The organism is Blautia sp. BIOML-A1, assembly GCF_009883055.1.
Lineage (GTDB): Bacteria > Bacillota > Clostridia > Lachnospirales > Lachnospiraceae > Blautia_A.
The window spans coordinates 1-20,067 of record NZ_WWVR01000029.1; the positions used below are offsets into that span (position 1 = coordinate 1).

16 protein-coding genes and 1 riboswitch are annotated in these 20,067 nt (G+C 45.0%); of the genes, 5 read left to right on the forward strand and 11 right to left on the reverse strand.

Going from position 1 to position 20,067, the window contains the following annotated elements; translation table 11 throughout:
- Positions 1–372: 372 nt before the first annotated feature.
- The 8 genes from GT674_RS12355 to GT674_RS12390 form a co-directional block, all read right to left on the reverse strand.
- Positions 373–1,278: a glycine betaine ABC transporter substrate-binding protein gene (locus GT674_RS12355; protein WP_161285984.1), complete on the reverse strand. Its 906-nt coding sequence runs from the start codon at positions 1,276–1,278 to the stop codon at positions 373–375.
- A complete protein-coding gene (locus GT674_RS12360) occupies positions 1,256–1,864 on the reverse strand; it encodes an ABC transporter permease (RefSeq protein WP_161285985.1) in 609 nt (202 codons plus the stop codon). The genes GT674_RS12355 and GT674_RS12360 overlap by 23 nt, the downstream gene beginning before the upstream one ends.
- Positions 1,854–2,492, reverse strand: a complete 639-nt coding sequence (locus tag GT674_RS12365) for an ABC transporter permease (RefSeq protein ID WP_161285986.1) — start codon at positions 2,490–2,492, stop codon at positions 1,854–1,856. Before GT674_RS12365 ends, GT674_RS12360 begins: the two co-directional genes overlap by 11 nt.
- Positions 2,493–2,494: 2 nt before the next feature.
- A complete protein-coding gene (locus GT674_RS12370) occupies positions 2,495–3,442 on the reverse strand; it encodes an ABC transporter ATP-binding protein (protein ID WP_161285987.1) in 948 nt (315 codons plus the stop codon).
- Positions 3,443–3,519: 77 nt separating this feature from the next.
- Positions 3,520–4,923 carry a trimethylamine methyltransferase family protein gene (locus GT674_RS12375; RefSeq protein ID WP_161285988.1) on the reverse strand — a complete coding sequence of 468 codons (1,404 nt, stop codon included), beginning with the start codon at positions 4,921–4,923 and terminating at the stop codon, positions 3,520–3,522.
- A gap of 55 nt (positions 4,924–4,978) precedes the next feature.
- On the reverse strand, positions 4,979–6,244 hold the full coding sequence (locus GT674_RS12380) for an MFS transporter (protein ID WP_161285989.1): 1,266 nt from the start codon (positions 6,242–6,244) through the stop codon (positions 4,979–4,981).
- An 18-nt stretch (positions 6,245–6,262) separates the two neighbouring features.
- The gene (locus tag GT674_RS12385) at positions 6,263–6,907 is read right to left on the reverse strand and encodes a cobalamin B12-binding domain-containing protein (RefSeq protein WP_161285990.1); all 645 of its coding nucleotides are present in this window, start codon (positions 6,905–6,907) and stop codon (positions 6,263–6,265) included.
- A 54-nt stretch (positions 6,908–6,961) separates the two neighbouring features.
- A complete protein-coding gene (locus GT674_RS12390; RefSeq protein WP_161285991.1) occupies positions 6,962–7,774 on the reverse strand; it encodes a dihydropteroate synthase in 813 nt (270 codons plus the stop codon).
- 218 nt (positions 7,775–7,992) lie between these two features.
- Between GT674_RS12390 and GT674_RS12395 the strand changes: the two genes are divergently transcribed.
- The 4 genes from GT674_RS12395 (at position 7,993) to GT674_RS12410 (ending at position 11,933) form a co-directional block, all read left to right on the forward strand.
- The gene (locus tag GT674_RS12395; RefSeq protein WP_161285992.1) at positions 7,993–8,652 is read left to right on the forward strand and encodes a DUF1638 domain-containing protein; all 660 of its coding nucleotides are present in this window, start codon (positions 7,993–7,995) and stop codon (positions 8,650–8,652) included.
- Between the two features lie 105 nt (positions 8,653–8,757).
- Positions 8,758–9,414, forward strand: coding sequence for a cobalamin B12-binding domain-containing protein (locus GT674_RS12400; protein WP_161285993.1), 657 nt, complete (start codon positions 8,758–8,760; stop codon positions 9,412–9,414).
- Positions 9,404–10,150, forward strand: a complete 747-nt coding sequence (locus tag GT674_RS12405) for a GntR family transcriptional regulator (protein WP_161285994.1) — start codon at positions 9,404–9,406, stop codon at positions 10,148–10,150. Before GT674_RS12400 ends, GT674_RS12405 begins: the two co-directional genes overlap by 11 nt.
- On the forward strand, positions 10,143–11,933 hold the full coding sequence (locus GT674_RS12410) for an ASKHA domain-containing protein (protein WP_161285995.1): 1,791 nt from the start codon (positions 10,143–10,145) through the stop codon (positions 11,931–11,933). The genes GT674_RS12405 and GT674_RS12410 overlap by 8 nt, the downstream gene beginning before the upstream one ends.
- A gap of 142 nt (positions 11,934–12,075) precedes the next feature.
- Here the strand turns inward: GT674_RS12410 and GT674_RS12415 are convergent, their stop codons facing one another.
- The gene (locus GT674_RS12415; protein ID WP_161285996.1) at positions 12,076–13,785 is read right to left on the reverse strand and encodes an AMP-binding protein; all 1,710 of its coding nucleotides are present in this window, start codon (positions 13,783–13,785) and stop codon (positions 12,076–12,078) included.
- A gap of 278 nt (positions 13,786–14,063) precedes the next feature.
- Between GT674_RS12415 and GT674_RS12420 the strand changes: the two genes are divergently transcribed.
- On the forward strand, positions 14,064–15,533 hold the full coding sequence (locus GT674_RS12420; protein WP_161285997.1) for a hypothetical protein: 1,470 nt from the start codon (positions 14,064–14,066) through the stop codon (positions 15,531–15,533).
- 57 nt (positions 15,534–15,590) lie between these two features.
- Here GT674_RS12420 and GT674_RS12425 read toward each other — a convergent pair whose 3' ends face one another.
- Together GT674_RS12425 and GT674_RS12430 are read right to left on the reverse strand one after the other, a co-directional pair.
- The gene (locus GT674_RS12425; RefSeq protein WP_161285998.1) at positions 15,591–18,797 is read right to left on the reverse strand and encodes a hybrid sensor histidine kinase/response regulator; all 3,207 of its coding nucleotides are present in this window, start codon (positions 18,795–18,797) and stop codon (positions 15,591–15,593) included.
- Positions 18,798–18,947: 150 nt separating this feature from the next.
- Positions 18,948–19,038: riboswitch (cyclic di-GMP riboswitch) on the reverse strand.
- Positions 19,039–19,167: 129 nt separating this feature from the next.
- On the reverse strand, positions 19,168–20,001 hold the full coding sequence (locus GT674_RS12430; protein ID WP_161285999.1) for a recombinase family protein: 834 nt from the start codon (positions 19,999–20,001) through the stop codon (positions 19,168–19,170).
- Positions 20,002–20,067 lie beyond the last annotated feature (66 nt).

A 20,067-nucleotide genomic window follows, 5' to 3' on the forward strand; every position in this document is an offset into this window, starting at 1 on the left:
CCTCCTTTGATTTTGAGTTTGGCTTGCGACACCATTCTCATCATATCACAGGAGGCTTTATTTTGTTATCCTCACCGTTTCCGCCTACTCCATTCTCCCCAGCATAGCTGGGGGATTAGGCTTTTCATTTAATATATCGAGCTGCATAAACAGTATTATCAATAAGAGTATATCATTTTTTGAAGCAGTTGGAAATCTGCTTATTTGTCGTAGAAATATAAAAATTTATTGCTAATAATCAGATGTTTAGCACAACTGAAGCATACGATATCATTTGTTATAGAATTTGATCAGGAATACTCTTAGTTAAAAAGCCGCAGCAGGCATCTTCACCTCTCATATACCCGCCACGACTTTGGATAAAATTTTATTCTAACGCATATTATGTTCTTCCAGAAACTCTCTGGCTACTTTTTTGGGTTCTTCGACCTTCACATCGATCCGGTAATTCAGATCAGTGCAGATCTCGTTGTCAAATTTTCCTGCGAGTTCCTGAAAGATTGCTTCCAGCTCCGGAAAATCCTCATAAAGATCTGCACGGAGCAGATATGCACCATTGTATTCCGGGAAGAAGTGCAGATCATCCTCCAGAGTCACCAGTCCAAACCGCTTATTCAGCCCGTCTGTGGAATACACGACAGTCACATCCATATTTCCGGCATTGATCCCGACATACTTTAATCCGCGGTCGATCGTGTTATTCTGTCTGAAATCCAGTCCGTATGTGGAAACAAAAGCATCGAAGTGCTTGGATCCCTCATCAAAAAACTCATGCTCTGCCGCAAAGGTCAGTTCCTTTGCACATTTCTTCAAGTCACTGACCTTTGTGAGATGATACTTTTCTGCCGTCTCCGGCATCACTGCCGCCACATAGGTATTCTGCTCACCAAGCTTCGGTGAAAGCATGACTCCGGCTTCCTTTTTGCCGAGTTCTTTTGCATAGTCATACAGGCTTGTTCCCTCTGGCACCTCTGACGGATCATGTCCCAGATAAGCCGTCAGAAGAGAGCCGTCATAGCTCATGTAAATGTCCATTTTGCCGTTTTTGATCTGCTCGAAGGCAAGGCTGCTGGCCATAGAATCCTTTACCTTCACCCTGATATCTGTCCGATCCTCGATCATCAGCTTCGCAATCTGTGTAAACAGACGCATCTCAGCAAAGTCACCATCTATGATTGTCACCGTCCTTTTGTCTTTGGATCCGCAGGCACAGAAAGACAGAAGAAACAGACATACAACAAATATCACCAGAAATCTAGCTGGTTTTCTTTTCCTCATAAGAAGCTTCCCCCTTCTTTTCCAAAAAGCCGAGCAGATAGTCAAATACCATGGACATGACCATCAGAGCAAATGTCCCCCTGAAGATCATTGCGAAATTCTGAATTCGAATTCCCCGATACAGAACGCTTCCAAGACCACCGCCGCCCACAAAAGTGCCAAATACAGCGACACCAACTGCCGTAACTACCGCAATCCGGATCCCTGTCAGGATAAATGGAAAAGCCATTGGAATCTCCACATATCTCAGCTTTTCCCATCGATTCATCCCCATGGCATCTGCTGTTTCTTTGTAAACTGCACTGACGTTCTTTAATCCGGTTTCTGTATTCCGAACAACAGGAAGAAGCAGATACAGCACCATGGCAATGATCACAGTCAGCCCATTGGCACCAAATACCGTCATCAGAAGTCCCATAACAGCAAGTACCGGAACTGTCTGCATCAGATCCACTGCTGTCAGGATCACCTTTCCCACTTTGGGATGATAATAAGTAAAAATCCCCAGCGGCACGCCAGACAGAATTACAAAAAAGCAGGATACAGCCACCAGGTATAAATGTTCCAGAACCATTCTAAGATTCATCTTCCTGCAACCCCTTTGACACACATATTTTCTCTATTTTATCAATCACCAGCCGAAACAGCACCGCCAAAACTGCGATCGGAACGGAACCGATCACGATATATTCTTTTACATTGGCATCAATCCCACGGTATATAAATTCTCCAAGTCCGCCCTGGCCGATCATCGCCGCCAGAATCGCCCAGCTCACGGTGTAGATCAGCGACATGCGGATTCCGGAAAAGATCGCCGGAAGTGCCATCGGAAATTCCACTCGCCAGAACATCTGCCATCTGTTCATTCCGCAGCCCCTGGCCACCTCCATGAAGCTCTGATCGATATTCAGAAAACCCTGATAAGAATTTTTGAGGATTGGAAAGACTGCGTAAATACTCAATGCCGTAAGAACAGTCCAGAGCGTCATTCCCATTTTGAGCATGAGAACCCCAATAAAAACAATACCCGGGATCGTCTGGAATACGCTGACCAATGGCATAATGATTCCTGCCGCTTTACGGAAGCGGGAAAGAAATACCGCCAGAGCCAGTCCGATCACCGCCGCGATCAGCACTGATATCACTACATAAACGATGTGCTGCCCGATGGCAGTCAGTAATTTTGCACCATATTTATCGATAAACGTCTGCATGATCACACCTTCTTTAAAAGAGACTGTATGATGCTTTCCATAGAAAGCTCGCCAACAGGCACTCCGTGCTCGTCCTTTACATAGATCTGTTTATATTTGGAAAGATCAATATTCCGACTGATCTCCCTGATTCCCTCTGTCGCAGAAACCACAGGTGCATCTGCACTTATGATTCCATGATACGGCAGCATCATATCTCCTGCCGTGAGCTGGTCTCCCGAAAGAGTGACCTCCTGAAGAGATATAAATTTTCGTATCTCCTCGTTTGCCGGATGAAGCACCATCTCCTTCGGTGCCGCTTCCTGAAGGATACGTCCCCTGTCCATAAATATCACACGGTCTGCCATTTTCATAGCCTCATGCATATCATGGGTAATAAAAAGAACACTGATATTTAATTCCGTCTGAATCTTCTTGACCTCCGACTGAAGAATCTCCCTGGTAATCGGATCCAAAGCTCCAAAAGGCTCATCCATAAGAATGATCGGGGGATTGACCGCCAGTGCACGCAGCACACCTATTCGCTGCTGCTGTCCCCCTGAGAGCTGCTTCGGATATTTTTTGCCATATTCTTCATAAGGCATATTGACAATATCCATAAGTTCCCGCACTCTCTTCTTCGTTCTCTCTTTGTCCCATTTCATGATCTTTGGGACAACAGAAATATTCTCTTCCACCGTCATATTCGGAAACAGGCCGATCTGCTGGATCACATAACCAATAGAAGTACGAAGCTTCACAAGATCCATCTCACGATTATCTGTACCATTAATAAGAATCTGTCCTCCTGATGGTTCGATCAGGCGATTCAGCATCTTTACCGTCGTCGTCTTGCCGCAGCCGGACGGGCCGATCATCACCACAAACTCTCCCTGCTCCACCGTAAAGTTTACGTCCCTGATAATCTCTCTGTCCCCGTAGCTTTTTTGGACGTTTTTATAAATAATCATTATTTTATCAACCCCTTTATACAGAAAGGTGAAGGCAATCCAGGTGGACCGCCTTCACCCATTTCAGTATAAGTTAATTACAAATACTTTTCAATGACTTTCATCTGTTCCGGAGTGATCTCAGGTGCTTTGTAGCTTTCGATTCGATTCTTTACAACCTGGGAAGCACGATCCTTGATGCTTACGCTGCCATCATTTTCCCATGCCTTGTAATCTGTCTTGACAAAGATATCCGGAATGAAATGCTCTTTTCTGTATTCTTTTGGTGTTCTTCCGTAAAGGAAGGTTCCCTTCGGACCAACTTTGGCGATCTCTGCAGTATAATCCTTGGTTCTGTCAATGTCCACACCTTTGTAGAGACGTTTCACCATCTTGATGAGCTGTTCATCAACCACATATTTCTCCAGAGATGTTACGTTAAATCCACTTAACATACCTGCTGCAAAATAGATCAGATCAACATCACTTAATGCTCCACATGTCAGGTTCAGTGCGGATTCCACACCTGCCTGGAAGTCAATGTCGACTGCATCGTTTAATGCTCCGGAGGTACGGAATGGCATGTGATAGAATTTTGCCATCGCAGCTGTTGCCAGAGAGATCAGTGCTGTTTCGCTGTTGCCCAGTGCCATGGAAACCTTTCTCAGGTTTGTGGATGTAGAAGTATTTCCATAAAAAATTGGAAGTCCCGGTCTTAATAACTGGATCAGTACGATCGCCGCCAGAAGCTCTGCGTTGTTCTGGATGATCGTTCCCATCAGGGAAGCCTGGCTGGTCAGAGCCGGAAGCGAACATGCAGCCAGCTGTATCGGCTGATTGCGCTCACAGTATACATACAGTGCATCCAGTGCTTCTTTGATATAAGCCAGAGGTGAGATCGGGCTGACACATCCGATCATGACAGGCTCATTGTTTTCTTTACCGACAAACTGAGATACCATGTCGATCAGTCTGGATGCTACCATGCCGGTATCTTCCTTCGCCGTCATAAGTGCAGTGATGGACATCGGCAGAGTTGTGTAGCGAAGCAGAGCTGCCATCATATGATAGGCTCTCTCGTTACGGTCGATATCATAGGTGTCACAGAGATTTAAGTGCGTCATATCCAGACAGTCACTTGTCTGAACCAGCTTACAGATACGTACATAGTCATCCATAACTGCAAAACGGAATTTGCCGTCTTCCAGAATATATGGAGGGCTTCCTGCTGTACACATGCTCTTGCTGCCATGTCCCATCTGATAGATGGTTCCGTCAGGACGATAGAGTTCCAGAGAATCCACAACCGTAGACAGCCCCTTCTCTACCAGTTCCTTTGTGAAGTAAACCACATTCCCATCTACACGTGCACCGTGTTTCTGAAGCACGTTTCTTGCTTTCTCATCATCAAACACACAGCCTGTCTCGGCTAAAACCTTTAAGGACTGCTCATGAATAAACGCAGCGTCCTCCTGAGTAAAAAACAGTTTTTCTAAATCCATAATCTATTCTCCTGTTCATTCAGTCACTTGTTTTCATAATACTGTTTATTTCTATCTACTTTTCATTTGCTTCCAGCTTCTTTGCATATACCTTTACCAGATATGCACACAGAACTGCAAGGAGTGCACTGACTGCCAGAACACCAAAGATCCTTGTGTAGGCACCTGCGGTATCATATGTATCCAGCCACTTTCCGGCAACCGGAGATACAAACATATCCGGTACAAAACCAATTACGGAGAGGATTCCGGAAGCAGATCCAAAAATGGCTGCCGGAACTTTTGTTTCCGTAAACATAGAAGAAGTCACTCCATAAGCACCATTTAAGAAGAAGGACAGGATGATGATCAGAACCACTGCCGGAATGATAAATTCCGCCTTTTTCGGTGCCACAGCAAGAACTGCCAGGCTGACAGCCGTGATCACACCACAGACGATGATCATGGTCGAAGGTTTCTTCTTCTGTGCGATTTTTCCGACGATCGGAGAGGAAAAAAGGCTGGTACCATAGGTACGGATCGTGCCCACTACAGAAGCGATCGCTGCTGTTGCTCCGATAGCTGTCAGGAAGGAGACTGTATATGCCAGTGAAGTATAAATCGTGTAAACAAAGAACATACATAAAGTAGTCAGCCATACACCTGGATGCTTTAATGCCTGTCCCAATTCGCTGAAATCCAGTTTCTTCTTCTCGGTATTCTCAAATTCATCCGCAAACTTCGGTATGAAGATAAAGGACAGTACCGCAAAAACCGCGTTGATGATCGCGTAGAACATGATCACTGTCTTGAATCCCTTTGCCGGATCTGCAAACTTGCCAAAAATGCCAATGGAAATAAAGCTTACCACAAGTCCTACCACACCTACCACGCCATAGGAGATACCAATGTTTGTGGAGTAGTTCTCTTCTGTACTTACAAGACGGATCGCCTTATAACGGATTCCCCAGAAGATGAAGGTGGTACACAGTCCAAACAGCAGGAAGATCATCTTTAACTGTCCGTAGCTCGGAGCTGTGGAATACCAGAATGTCAAGATGGAACTCATGGCAAATCCAAGTGTTGCCAGATATTTTACACGGACCTTATCTGCCAGAACGCCGCCCGGGAAATATGCGATGGTAGCTGTTGTACCATACAGACCATAAAGCACTCCAAGCTGACTGTTAGAAATCTTAAGGCCATCAATTACCTGATCATAGAAAGAATATCTCGCCAGATAAGTTAAATAAACAACGTAGGCACCGCAGCTGATGATCGCGACTACCATCCATCTGGTAAATGTACTGATCGAAGCGGATGTTTTTAACTCTTTATCCATAAGATCCCCCTCTTTGCTTTATGCCGTTTTGGCCCAGGATTTACAGTAGTCGATGGTTGTCTGCGGGCTGCTTGCCCACGCATCTGCACCAGTCTGCTCACAAACCTCAGCATTTACAGGAGCACCGCCGATCACAATCTTGACATCGTCTCTCATGCCGGCTTCTTTGAATGCATCAATTGTGTCTTTCATAGAGTCAATCGCAAGTGTCAGAACTCCTGACAGACCAATGATATTGATTCCTTCTGCCTTTGCAGTCTCAACGATCTTTTCCGGAGCCACATCGATACCGAGATCCAGAACTTCAAATCCTGCTGCTTCCAGCATGGAACGTACAATGTTCTTTCCGATATCATGGAGGTCATCCTTAACTGTGCAGAGGATCATTCTTGCTTTTACGGTATCCTCGCCGCCATCCGTGATCAGAGCGTCCTTTAAGATCTCAACTGCCTTTGTCATCAGTTCGCCTGCATAGATCAGGTCACCTACAAAGTATTCACCTTCTTCAAAAAGGGAGCCGACTGTATCCATACCCTTCTGGCAGGCTTCCATAGCCTTCTGTGCATCAGCACCGCCCTCTGCCATTACCTGCTCCAGAGTTTCCACCATAACGTCTTCATCAAGATCTCCCATTGCCTCTGCTAATTTATTAAAATCTATCATGTTATTTTCCCTTTCTTTTCCATTTAATCATTAATAAATAAAATAAACGACAGGTTATTTCTTCTTTGCTCCTATCAGACCCTTGCGGTATGCACGGTTATACTTTCTTCCACCCTTATCCTTCATGCAAAGTGCTTCGCAGGCGTAGATCGTACTCATGATATCTACATTGCACGGATCCATAATGGCAGAGTCCAGACCCGCCTGGATCGCATAAGCCATACAGTTGGAGTTGATATACTTTCTTGCCGGCATCTCAAAACTGATATTGGAAATAGCTCCCGTCACCTTTACCTCAGGTGCATATTCATGGATTCCTCTGATGCAGGCTTCAAAATCCTTCATTGCTGAAGGCATAGTGGAAAGTGCCATTACGCATGGATCAATATGCAGATGATCCAGTGCAACCCCATATTTCACTGCCTTGTCGATGATGCGTTTCGCAATATCAATCTTCTTCTCCACTTCTGTCGGAATTCCACCCTTATCACAGGTCAGTCCCACTACATTCCAGCCAGTTCCGGCGATCAGCGGGAAAATAATCTCACACTTATCTCCCTCTTCATTTACTGAATTCACCATTCCAGGCTTCTTTACCAGACCCTCCTCAAGAATCCTTGCAAGAAGCTTCGCATTCGGACTGTCAATGCAGATCGGGGTGTCAGTCACCTGCTGAATCAAATCGATCAGCCATACCATCGCATCATATTCCAGTTCCGGTGCAGTACTGGCTGCACAGTCGATAAAGTGTGCTCCGGCCTCCGTCTGGTTCTGTGCTCTCTGCTTGATCAGCTCCGCATCGCGATCAGCAATAGCCTGCTTTACCGAAGGAATCGCCCCATTAATTTTCTCTCCGATAATAATCATATCTTTGTCCTCCCGTTACATTATATAGTTCGCGCGCTATCTTTATACAACTAGTATAGACAAGTTTGCATAGAATGTCAATATCATTGTTTATTTCTTATACTTTTTTTGAGTTATTTTTATTTTTTTATGCATTTTAGCCAACTCTTGTTTGTCTCTTATTGACTTTTCTCCGGTTTCAAGCTATTATGAAAGGAAGATAAAAGGAAGATGTTTTTATGGATAAGACACTTGTGATTGGATGCCGGACAACCGAAAACGAGCTGCTTGCCGTCATGCGTGCAGCAGGTATCAGCTATGATCTTGTATGGATCGAAGCCCGGCTTCATAACGTAAAAAAGAAACTGAATAAAACTCTCTCTGATCTGATTTCCGAGGCAGAAAATTATGATACCATTCTTTTTGCCACTGGTTTTTGCGGAAACTCGGTTCTTGGCCTGGAAAGCAGCCATGCCAGGCTTGTCCTGCCACGTGTGGATGACTGCACATCCCTCCTCATCGGCGGAACCAGGAACAAGTCCAGCTGGATGGATTCTTATTTTCTGACAGAATGCTGGCTGAAGAGCAAGGGCAATATCTGGGATGAATACAAACATGCCGTTGCCCGATACGGGAGTGAACGGGCAGACAAAATCTTCCAGGTTATGTTTGCTCACTATAAGCGGATCACACTCATCGATACAGGCTGCTATAATCTTGTAAAGACAAGAGAAACAGCTTCTGAGATTGCCAGAGCCTTCTCTCTCGATCTCAATGTTCTTCCCGGAACGCTTTCCTACCTGACAGATCTCCTGACCGGAAACTGGGAACCTGATCGTTTTCTCATTGTTCCTCCACACAGCCGAATCTCATCAGAGGATCTTTCCAGACTGTCCTGACACTCTGATCTTCCAGTCTGGAATCATATGTACAAGCTGATTTTTATAACTGTTCAGTACCTTCTGAACAGTTACTGATTTTTATATTTGTAGGAGTTTTTTCACATGACTGATATTACCTGCCTAAAAGAACAACTGATCGATGCCATGACAAAGCTCGATGATGAACAGGCTCAAGCCTTCGCAGAAGAACTGATTTCTCTCAGAATTCCTTCCGCAGAGCTTCAATCCTGCCTGGACCGCGGACTAAAGCAAGTCAACACCCTGTTTGAAGAGGGAGAATATTTTCTTGCAGACCTTATGTTTGCCGGAATGCTCTACCGCTCCATTCTGGACCTGATTCCTGTTTCAGAGAATTCCTCCGTTCAGCCGCACAAATGTGTCCTGATCGGTGTAGTCGAACGTGATATCCACGGAATCGGAAAGGACATTGTCTCAGGACTTTTAAAAGCAAATAACTTTAATGTGGTCGATCTGGGAACTAATGTATCACCGTCGTCCTTTGTAAATGCGATCAGGACGCATCACCCTCAGATTGTTCTGATGAGCGGTATGATGCACTACTCTCAGGACTCCATGAAACGTACTGTTGAGGCCATCACAGAAGCCGGACTCCGAGACAGCGTTACCATCCTCATAGGCGGCGGCTGTGTAAATGATTCTATTCTGGAATATATCGGTGCTGATGCCCGCGTCAACGAACCACTCGATACCATTGCACTTTGCAATCAACTGATTTCCAGAGGTATTTATGAAGAATAATAATCCTGTTTACCAGACAATTTATATGCATCTGAGAGACCAGATCGTAAACGGCGAACTCCTTCCGGGGCAGATACTCCCATCCGAAAATGAGCTGTGCCGGAGATTTTCCACTACCAGAGAAACTGTGCGCCGAGGCCTGACCCAGCTGACCCAGGAGGGGCTTGTATACTCCCGTCCCAAACGCGGTTACTTTGTCAGTGAGCCCAAAAATAACGATCTTTCTCTGACTATAAGTCCCAAAATCACCGAAAGTATTTCCCGTTTTAAGGATATACGCCTGATCCGTCCGAATATAGAACTTCAGAATGCACTCCAGATTCCTTCTGACCAGAGGATCATCGCCATCTACCGTGGAAGCTACCGGGACGAATTCCAGGTCGGCTTAGAGATCAAGTACCTTCCCTACGACAAGGGTATCCCATCCATCGAAAACGAGATCAACTACGCTGTTTTTCCGGAAGCAGCCAATGCCAAAACAGATTCTTTCAGTTATTATACGCAGCTGGAAATCTCAGCTGTATCTCCCGTTCCAGATCTTCTTCCTCTTCTGGAATGCAAAAAAAACGAACCGCTTCTGCTGATCAGCCGGATCTTTATCACTCAGGATGGGAAACGGATCGGATTCAGTAAGGAATATCTTCGCCAGCCTTATGGCTCTCTTTCCGGTTATTCCGGATACATTCAGAACCGGCAGGATTCTGTCGATGCATCACAGGAGGGATCTCATGCCTGACATCAAATTTTATCCAGACAATCTGACCATCACCGTTGCTGACGGAACACTTCTGATCGAAGCGATCCGACAGGCCGGATTATATATTGATGCTCCCTGCGGCGGGCAGGGAAAATGCGGAAAGTGCCAGGTCACACTCCTGAACCGGGAATCGCCTGTCACTGTTCTTGCATGCCATTTTACAGTGACAGAGGATCTTACCGTTGCACTTTCGCCCAGAACGGAGGCACAGATCCTGACAGATTCCAGTGTTCCAATTGCCCATCTGAAAGAGGCACAGATCAAGCTCCTCTCCGCAGTAATTCCCTGTCCGGCCATCGGTGACTGTGACTCGCTCTGCGGAAGAGTTTCATCCGTTCTGGAACAGCTTACAGGGGAACCTGTAAGGATTCCCCTTACCACAGCCACAACGCTTTATCAGCAGCTTGAGAAGCTTCCCAGACTTCCGGTTTCCGACGAATATCCTTCCGGTGCGTGGAAAGGCTTTTTTGTTCTTCAGGCAGATACCCTGCTTGCGATCCGTGAACAGCCTGGAAATGCCTATGTTCTGGCCTACGACCTTGGAACTACCACCATTGTTTCCTATCTTCTGGACGCTGTTTCCGGAAAGACTGTTCATATCTCCAGCACCTTGAATCCCCAGACAGTCTACGGGGCAGATGTGATCAGCCGATGCGAATATGCTGTTTCCGATCCGGAGTCCCGGCTGACCTCCAGCATTCAGAGTGCGATCGCAGCCCTTGCAGAGGAACATATCAGGGCTCTTGGAATTGATTCCTCGGATATCTTCTTTGCGGTTCTCGCCGGCAACACCTGTATGGAGCATCTCCTTCTCGGCGTTTCTCCGGATTCTCTGCTTCATGCCCCTTACCTGGCAACCATTGATCAGCTGATCTGTGTTCCTGCAGCCTCTCTTACACTTCCGTGCCAGATCGGTGCCCAGGCGGCAGTCCTTCCCTGTATTGCCGGCTTCGTCGGCGGGGATACCATTGCCGTTTTGCTCTCACTTCCACAGCAGACCTTCGATTCACTGACTCTTGTACTGGACATCGGAACCAACGGTGAACTCATCCTCGGAAAAGGAGACCAGCTCTACACCTGTTCTACGGCTGCCGGTCCTGCTTTTGAAGGTGCCAGAATCTCCTGCGGTATGCGTGGGGCTCCCGGTGCCATCGACCATGTCTCTGTTGAAGACGGAAAGCTGAAGCTTCATGTGATCGGAGACGGAATCCCCACAGGGATCTGTGGTTCCGGTCTTCTGGACCTTGTCGCCTGCCTTCTGGATCTTGGTATCATTTCCAAACGGGGACGTCTGGAAAAACCAGCCAAATGGCCGGATGAACTTAAGGAGACCTACGGTGTACGCTTTGCGACACGTAACAATGTTTCCGCCCTGCTTCTGACAGATGATGAAAACGGTATTTATCTTTCTCAGAAAGATATCCGGGAGGTTCAGCTTGCAAAGGCTGCTATTGCTTCCGGCATCGAACTTCTCTGTCAGGAAATGAAGGTTTCTGACACTGATATTTCGCAGGTTCTGCTGGCCGGAGCCTTCGGCACCTACCTTTCTCCAAAGAGTGCCTGCCGGATCGGACTGATTCCGGAACCTCTCCTTGAGCGGATTCGTGCCATCGGAAACGCCGCAGGAGAAGGTGCAAAACTGGCTGCCTGCAGCCGCACTGTCCTTGAACAGAGCCAGCATCTTGCAAAGCAGACCCATTTTGTTGAACTCGCCACTTCCAGGCAATTTCAAGAAACCTATTTAAAGAAACTGAATTTTTAAACATAAGAAGGCAATCAGTTCCTCTTATAATCAAAACAGAGCAGGAGGCGGTAATTAGCCGTCTCCTGCTCTGTTTTGGTCTAAGCATATTAATTATATTGCTCGTTTGAACAAGTATAACCTTTGTTTTTCTTATTTCCTCTTATTCTGCCTGCTGCAGTTCTTCCAGAATCTGAGCTGTCAGTTCTTTTCTGTTTGTTTTGAAGTGGAAATAAGGTCTTTCCGTAATGACTCTGATCTCTACCGGATATTCATGCTCCTCCAGTGTCCTGCTTCCATCGAGAATGACAAACAGATACGGACGGAAATATCCTTCATGTTCCATATCCGGCACAACACAGAAGAAACCATCCTGTACTCCAGGAGTTCTTACTGCCTTTGTCTCCATTCGCATCACACGAAGTGGTTTGTCGCCATAAGCTCTTATAGCGCCGCGTCCGAGAATATGGATAATTCCCTGCTCCGTAATATATGCCTCATCACCTGTATGTAACCAGGTATTTCCATCCGGATGTTCAATCAGAGTCTTCTCTGTCATTTCTTCGCCTCTCCATCCAGAATAGTGAAGCATCATAGACGGACCTGTCATGCAAAGTTCTCCCGCTTCTCCGTAGTTCAGCTCATTCAGATCCTTATCAAATACTCCAAGTACAGTAGCCGGCATTGGCATACCTACACATCCATCCTCCAGTGGGAACATCGGGTTTGGCAGCGTGAAGTTGGAACATCCCTCACTCTGTCCATATCCTGCACTTAATTTTGCCTTTATGTTGTGTTTATGGAAGAATTCCTCTACCTCTGCATACTTGCGGTCATTCATAGCCTCAGCACCTGCACCGATGGTTCTCAGGTGAGACATATCATAATCCTCTGGAATCCTCTTGCTGTTCATTAACAGATCACAATATTTCGGAATCAACGCCCAGAAGTTTGGCTTACGGTCCATAAATTCAATGTCAATATCCTCCAACGGGCAGAACGGATCCAGTTCTACCAGCAGTCCTGTGGAAAGCGGGAAGATTGTCATGGAAACCGTTACCGCAATCAGTGCCGGAGGAAGAATCGGTGTCCACCAAACCTCCTGAACCTCTGACGGCGGAATAAAGATCGACATCTGGAATGCAGTTGCCACCACATTTGCAGAAGAATGAATCACAAGTTTGGAAATTCCTGTGGAACCACTTGTATATGCTCCAAATACGGCTCTCTCAGGATCTGTCGGTGCCAGATATTCTCCTTCAAAGTTTCTTCCCAGTTCCATAAACTCCTGCCAGCTCATATCTCCTTCTACAGTCTCTGTCTCAGCCGGATAACGGGACTCAATCTCTTTCAGAACATAGTCCTTCATCTGACTCTTGTCTGCATACTCAAAAGGTGATACCTTGATCATTCGTGTCATCGGAGTTGTCGTGCGGAATAACTCCTCATCTTCCTTTGATACGTAATCCATTGCAAATGCAGTGTCTGTTCTGCTCTTGCGGATCGCGAAGCAAAGCTCTTCCGGCTCATCGTCACGACAGATAACCGTCACGCCAACTCTCTCTGCTGCAAAAAGCAGGATATAATATGCCGGTGTGGACGGTAAAAAGGACGGAATTCTGTCTCCCACCTCAAATCCAAGGGCTTTCAGTGCTCTTGCGGCAATATCAACCTCTGCCCAAAACTGTTTCCACGTGATCTTGTTTCCATAATATTCAAATGCTGCTCTGTTTTCATCCGGATTTTTCATCTTTAAAAATGATTCCATAGTAATTCTCGGTATATCAAGATTTCTGAATTCTTCCGGGTAGAAATTAAGCCACGGTTTGTCAATACTTGCTTTACCTGTTAAATTCTGTTCTGCAAAATTCATCTTTTATCTCCTTTTTCTTCTCTTTTCTCTCTCTTTTCCACAAAGTTCGAGCTTTATTTTAACATAGGGTTTTTGAAATAACAATTTCCCGGAGCCGGAATCATCTTGAATCACTTGAATCATTTTTTTCATGTTTCACTCATAAATTGCAGTTATTTTGTTGCAATATGCCCTCTTCTGTTCTAAACTACTATCATACCATTAATTTCAATATTGCGAATTATATGGAGAAGGAGGAAGATGCTGCGGAGTATTTTTCTGCTGCATCACAGATAAGTATGAAGACCAAAAATCGTTTCAGTATTTTATTAGAACACCTTATGTCTGTCGCAGACTTAAAAAACAGCGTCCTGGCAAAGGCTGTTCAGTATGACGACTCTTACATCAGTAAATGGATCAGTGGCAAGCTACTTCCCACTGAAAAGAATCATGAAGCTACGCTTCAGGCTATCAGCAATTGTGTCGTAGACTCTCTTACTGAGGACGGCACAACACAGCTGCTCCAGGAATATCAGCTGCAGGACATTCAGGACTTAAAGACAGCGATCTATGACAATCTCGAATCGGAATATGTCTATGTGAAAGAATTACAGACTACGACCGGTGCAGAGATTGCACCCAAGATTTCTTATTATCCGGAGCTTACCCTGGATCAGTTTATTTTTAAAATGAAGCATCCATCTCTTCGAAAAGTAAATTCCCTGAATGTGTATGCGATCGTTGATATTTTAAATATCGATCCCAATTATCAGTTTCTGATTGCCGAGCTTAACAGTGGACATGTCGGAAGAGATCTGATTTTTCCGGGAGTACATTTTTCACTTTTGATCGATCTGGAGTCAGCAGCCTCCATTGCCACTTACACAGCCTGTTTTTTGATGAATGTACTCACCCATCTGTCAAACATTGATTTTAATCTTTATTGCGGTTCACAGGCACAGCGAAAGCTGATTTTTGCAATAAAGGATACCTACGCTATTTCCGGAATGCTGGTGGACAGCAGTCACTGTCTCGGAGTTTCCACGATCGAAGACAGCGAACTTACAAATGAACTCTATTACAAGATCCGGCTTCTCTGTAATAAAGAAACTCTGCTACTCCGCAAAACAACCATTCCTGAAATGATTCACCGTTTCGAGTATGAACAGACCCTGATCTCCCAGAACCAATATTGCCTTGTCGGACACCTGACAGAACATTTTCTTCCAAAAGATCTGTACATAGAACTTCTTGATGCATACTGCCAGAACAACAATGAACTCCGGGGACAGGACATGAAAAAATCAAATCATCTTGTCCATCGCATTCTGGAGACCACCCCGATTCATCTGCTCATTTATGCTTCCGTGCTAAAAGATTTTACCGTTACCGGAGAACTTGATTTCTTTGGAGTCAGAATGTGCTTAAATTTATCTCAGCGTCTGCGCTGCCTTAAGAATCTGGAGTACATGGCGACCCAGCTTGAGCATCTGGATATCCGTGTTCTGCCGGAGGGCCTCCTGTCCGATCATCAGCATATCGCACATCCCACACTTTTTTTGTCAGATTCCATATGCTATCTGCGTTTAAAAAGATTCACTCCGGAATACAATATCTGCATTCCAAATAAGATCGCTCTGAATTGCATCTTCGAGGAATTTTTTCATGATGTCTGGAATTCACTCGCTGATAATGACAATCGCCGCAATGTATTGTCCATGATCAAACATGCTATTCATGCAGTAGAGATTATGATGGAAATTAATTAATTAAGAGGCAGACCGTATGTCTGCCTCTTTTCTTTCCCATACACACCTGGAAATGAACTACAGCCAGCTTTCCAGAACATCATTCAGCTTATTCATATCCAGCGGTTTTGCAATATGTCCATTCATGCCTGTATTTTTGGTCAGCTGTACATCCTCTGCAAAAGCATTGGCAGTCATGGCAACAATCGGCAGTTTTCCCTGTTCACCCGGAAGGCTCCTGATTGCCGCCGTTGCCTCATAACCATTCATGACAGGCATTTGTATATCCATAAAAATAAGATCATACAAGCCTTCCTGAGACACTTCCACCTTTTCAACTGCAATCTTTCCATTTTCTGCTGTTTCCACTTCTGCCCCTGTCATCTCCAAAATTTCAACAGCAATTTCTCTGTTTAACTCATTATCCTCGACCAGCAGGATCTTTTTTCCTGTATAGTCTGCTTCTGACAGCTCCTCCAGATAATTTCTTGCTGTTTTTTCTTTTCTGCCTGAAGTAAACTGCCGTAGTGTTGCCGTCAGCCGGGAACGGAACAGCGGTTTTGCAATAAAAGCATCTACACCCGCAGCCTTTGCTTCTTCTTCAATTTCAGTGAATTCATAGGATGTCAATACAATGATGGTGATCTCTTTTCCTATCCGTTTCCGGATCTGTCTGGCAGTCTCTATACCATCCATGTCCGGCATCTTCCAGTCTAAAATAACAGCAAAGTAATCATCTTTCAACTCATGCCGTGCATAACAGCGCTCAACCGCTTCCCTGCCAGAGAGAACCCATTCACCTGTAATCCCGATCTCCTTCAATGTTGCAACTGTGCTTTCACAGCATGTCTTATCATCATCCACAACCAGAACCGGCAGATTCATCAGATCTTTGTCCTGTTCTTTTTCTTTTTCCTGAAGCTCCAGATAAATTGTTACCGTAATTCTGGTTCCCTTATGTAAGGTACTGTCCACTTTAATATTACCATTCATCAGGTTCACAATATTTCTGCTGATTGCCATTCCAAGACCGGTTCCCTGAACTCCGGTTGTCCGGTGGTCATCTGCACGGCTGAAAGGATCAAACATGATTTTCTGGAATTCCGGTGACATACCGATTCCATTATCCTCAATCGTAAATTCATAGCATCCAAGTTCTGAGAATCCATTGGGTTTTTCCTCTATCGAAAAAGTAATATTTCCACCATCCGGTGTATACTTGATCGCATTACTCATAAGATTCACAAATACCTGCTGGATTCTCAGGCTGTCACCACAGACATCCTCATGCTCAATGTGATTGATGTGTATATCAAAATTATGTTTATGTTCATCAAGCACCGGTTTCGTAAGTGTAATAAGATTATCTACCAGCTCTGACAGATTGAAATCCTCCTGTGCCAGCGTCATTTTACCACTCTCAATACGTGCCATATCCAGCACTTCATTGATCAGCCCCAGCAGATGACGGCTTGATTCTGTGATTTTGCTGAGACATTCAATGACTCTGTCCTGACTCTCAATATTTGCTCCTGCGATTGCCGTCAGACCGACAATGGCATTCATCGGTGTCCGGATATCATGGGACATATTGGAAAGGAATTCTGTCTTCGCACGATTTGCATTTTCTGCGGACCGGTAAGCCTCTTTCAGTGCCTTACGGGATTCAATCTCTGCTTTCTTCTCCTGTGTCACATCCATGGATGCCAGCAATACCTTTACCAGCTTTCCATTCTCCCATTCCAGGGGAATATAAGAAGCGATTTTATAAGTCTTTTCATCCAGACTACAGTACTCAAACTTATAAATATCATTTTCACTTTTCAGTTTTTTCCGGATATTTCCCGGTGTAATCAGGATATCCATAGCTTCCAGTGGTTCCAGTGTCTTATATTTTTCAAGAACCTGCATCTGAAAATCATGATAAAATCCCAGAGGTTTATATATCATCTGTCCATTCAGGTTATAGAATTCATACCTGTCATTTTCCAGATCACAGACAACAAAACGGTCGACCAGACGTACGATACTCTGGATCAGCAGCTCCATGGAGGCATTGTCTGCTACAACCTGCAGATGCCGTGCACTCTCTACTTTCGCCTCCGTAATATCCCGCAGAAAGATCATGGCATATTCCGAATCCTCTATCTCGCCACGTATGATCACATTACGGACCCATCGTTCTTCTCCATTCAGAGTGATTCGGCACTCTAAAGCCAATTCGGTTTCCAGACCCTTCAGCCTTTCTGCAATATAACCACGGTCGTAAAAAGAGGATACCGCCTTCTTATCTGTCTCCACAACATAGGAATCCACAAAATGCCGAATCAATTCATCCCACGTATAACTCTGTTCAAAGACGGTCATCAGGGACGGTTCAACCTTAAAGGTATCAAAAGTATTCGCTTCCAGATTCACATAATACTCGCACAAATCTGCTTTCGTAAAAGCCCGGTGGAAAGCAGCAGATTTTTGTGCCTGCATGATTTCTTTTTTCTCCCCATCAATGTTAATAAAAATCCCGGCAATCCTGCTGGCAGAACCATCCAGACGGCGTATTACTTCTGCCGATGCCCGAAACCACTGGTATTGATTATCCTTCATTCTCATACGATACTCTACCTGGTATTTTATCTGGTTCGTCTTATCCTTAATTGCCGCCTGAAGCTGCACCATTACTCTTTCTTTATCCTGTGGATGCAGAAGATCTGACCAGGATTCCAGTTTATTCGGAAAGTCCAAAGTGTCATGATAGCCAAGCATTTTTCGGAATTCATGACTCCAGTTTGCATTCACAATCTCACTGTTTTCGTCACAGTCAAAATACCAGAAGCCGGAATAGATAGCCTCATTGAGCAGTGCCAAATTTACATGATCCCAGTTGACCTGTACGGACATAACCCAGATCTGTCTGCCCGCCTCATCTGTCGCATCCTCTTTACAAAGCCGTACATTATTCACTGTACCGTCTGCTGCAAGGATCTGTGCTTCTCCTGTTCCGTGAAGCTGCAAAAAACGGTCTCGCTCCAGTATATCTTCCTCGTCATAAAAGAAGTTTCTCAATGAGCCTTTTGTCTGTTCCATGAAAGTATCGAATGTATATCCCGTACTGCGTAACAGCAGATTACTTACAGACAAAATAGACAGGTTTTGGTCATAGTATCCTGTCATTATGCCTACCCCACCATTATTTTCCAGTGTCCTCTGTACTGCCTGCGACACGGTCTGTGTCTGTCCCGGCACAGTATCATTTAAAGAATATATTTTGTCTTCATAATTTCCCATTTTATAAAAATCCTCACTCCGTTCTGGCACACAAAAAGGACACCTGCCCAAAGTCCCGCCAGTGTCCCTTCTGCTTCTCTTTCATATCACACATCCATATGTATTTTTCACAATCTCATCCGATCTCGCATCTTTTCTACATATGGAAACAGCGGCAACCGGCTGACATGGTCAGGTTTTCTGACTTTAATCCCTTCTGGCTTTGCGTTCCTGCTTTTCAACAGGTTTGCCTTGAAATAATTTTCATTTTTATCAAAAAACAAAATACCATGAAGTTCTACACACGTCAATAATATTTTGATGAAATCATTACTGTTCATTCCGTTCACAGCAACTTGGTCAAAATCCATTCCTCATCACCTTTGGTACATCAATTCAGAGGGCGGGACCGAATCCAGTGCCGAGTAACCTCTGTGCCATCCTTCAGGCAGAAAAGCAGTTCGTGCGTCCCCTGCACCGTGATGGCTTCCACTTTATCAGAGAAGATATTCTCATCAAATTCCGGGATGCCAAGCACCGCCGCACTGGCTTCCATGAGTTTCGCTTCTGAGATATTCTTCGAATCACACCGTCTGTACTTTTCAGCTTTCTTTCCTGTACAGACCCAAATCGGACGCTTTTTGCTGATCTCACTGGTATTCCAAAGCTGTCTGGTGTAATGCCTTTTACAGCGGCCACAGATCACCTTCATCGTAAATGGATATTTCTTACCTGTGTGATTATAAGGAAACCGTCCCATTTCCCTGTTTCGGGCAAATTGCTCCTGCGCCCGTTCAAAAGTATCCATGTCGATGATTGCCTCATGGGTGTCCTTCACAAAGTACTGTGGTAGCTCCCCCGTGTTCATCACTTTCTTTCTGGAAATTGGATCCCGGATAAAAGTCTTCTGAAGAAGAGTATTCCCTGTGTAAGTAATGTTCCGCAGAATATTTCCGACTGCACTTACTGAAATCGGATTTCCATTGACAGACGTAACACCTTCCCGCGTCAGTTTTCCGGCTATTTTCGTCTGAGACTCACCTGCGAGAAAATCTCGAGAAATCCTCTCAACTATCTCCGCTTCTTCCTGGATCACAGTCATCGTTCCCTCCATCCAATGATAACCAAAAGTTCTGCGTTTTGTATTTCCGATTCCTTTCTGGAAAGCTTTGCGAATCGCCCACTTTACATTTTCGCTGATAGCTTCACTTTCTGCCTGTACCACAGATGTGCATGGGAATTCCCGCTCTACAAGCAGTCTTTACATTGACATCAGCAACATATGCATGGT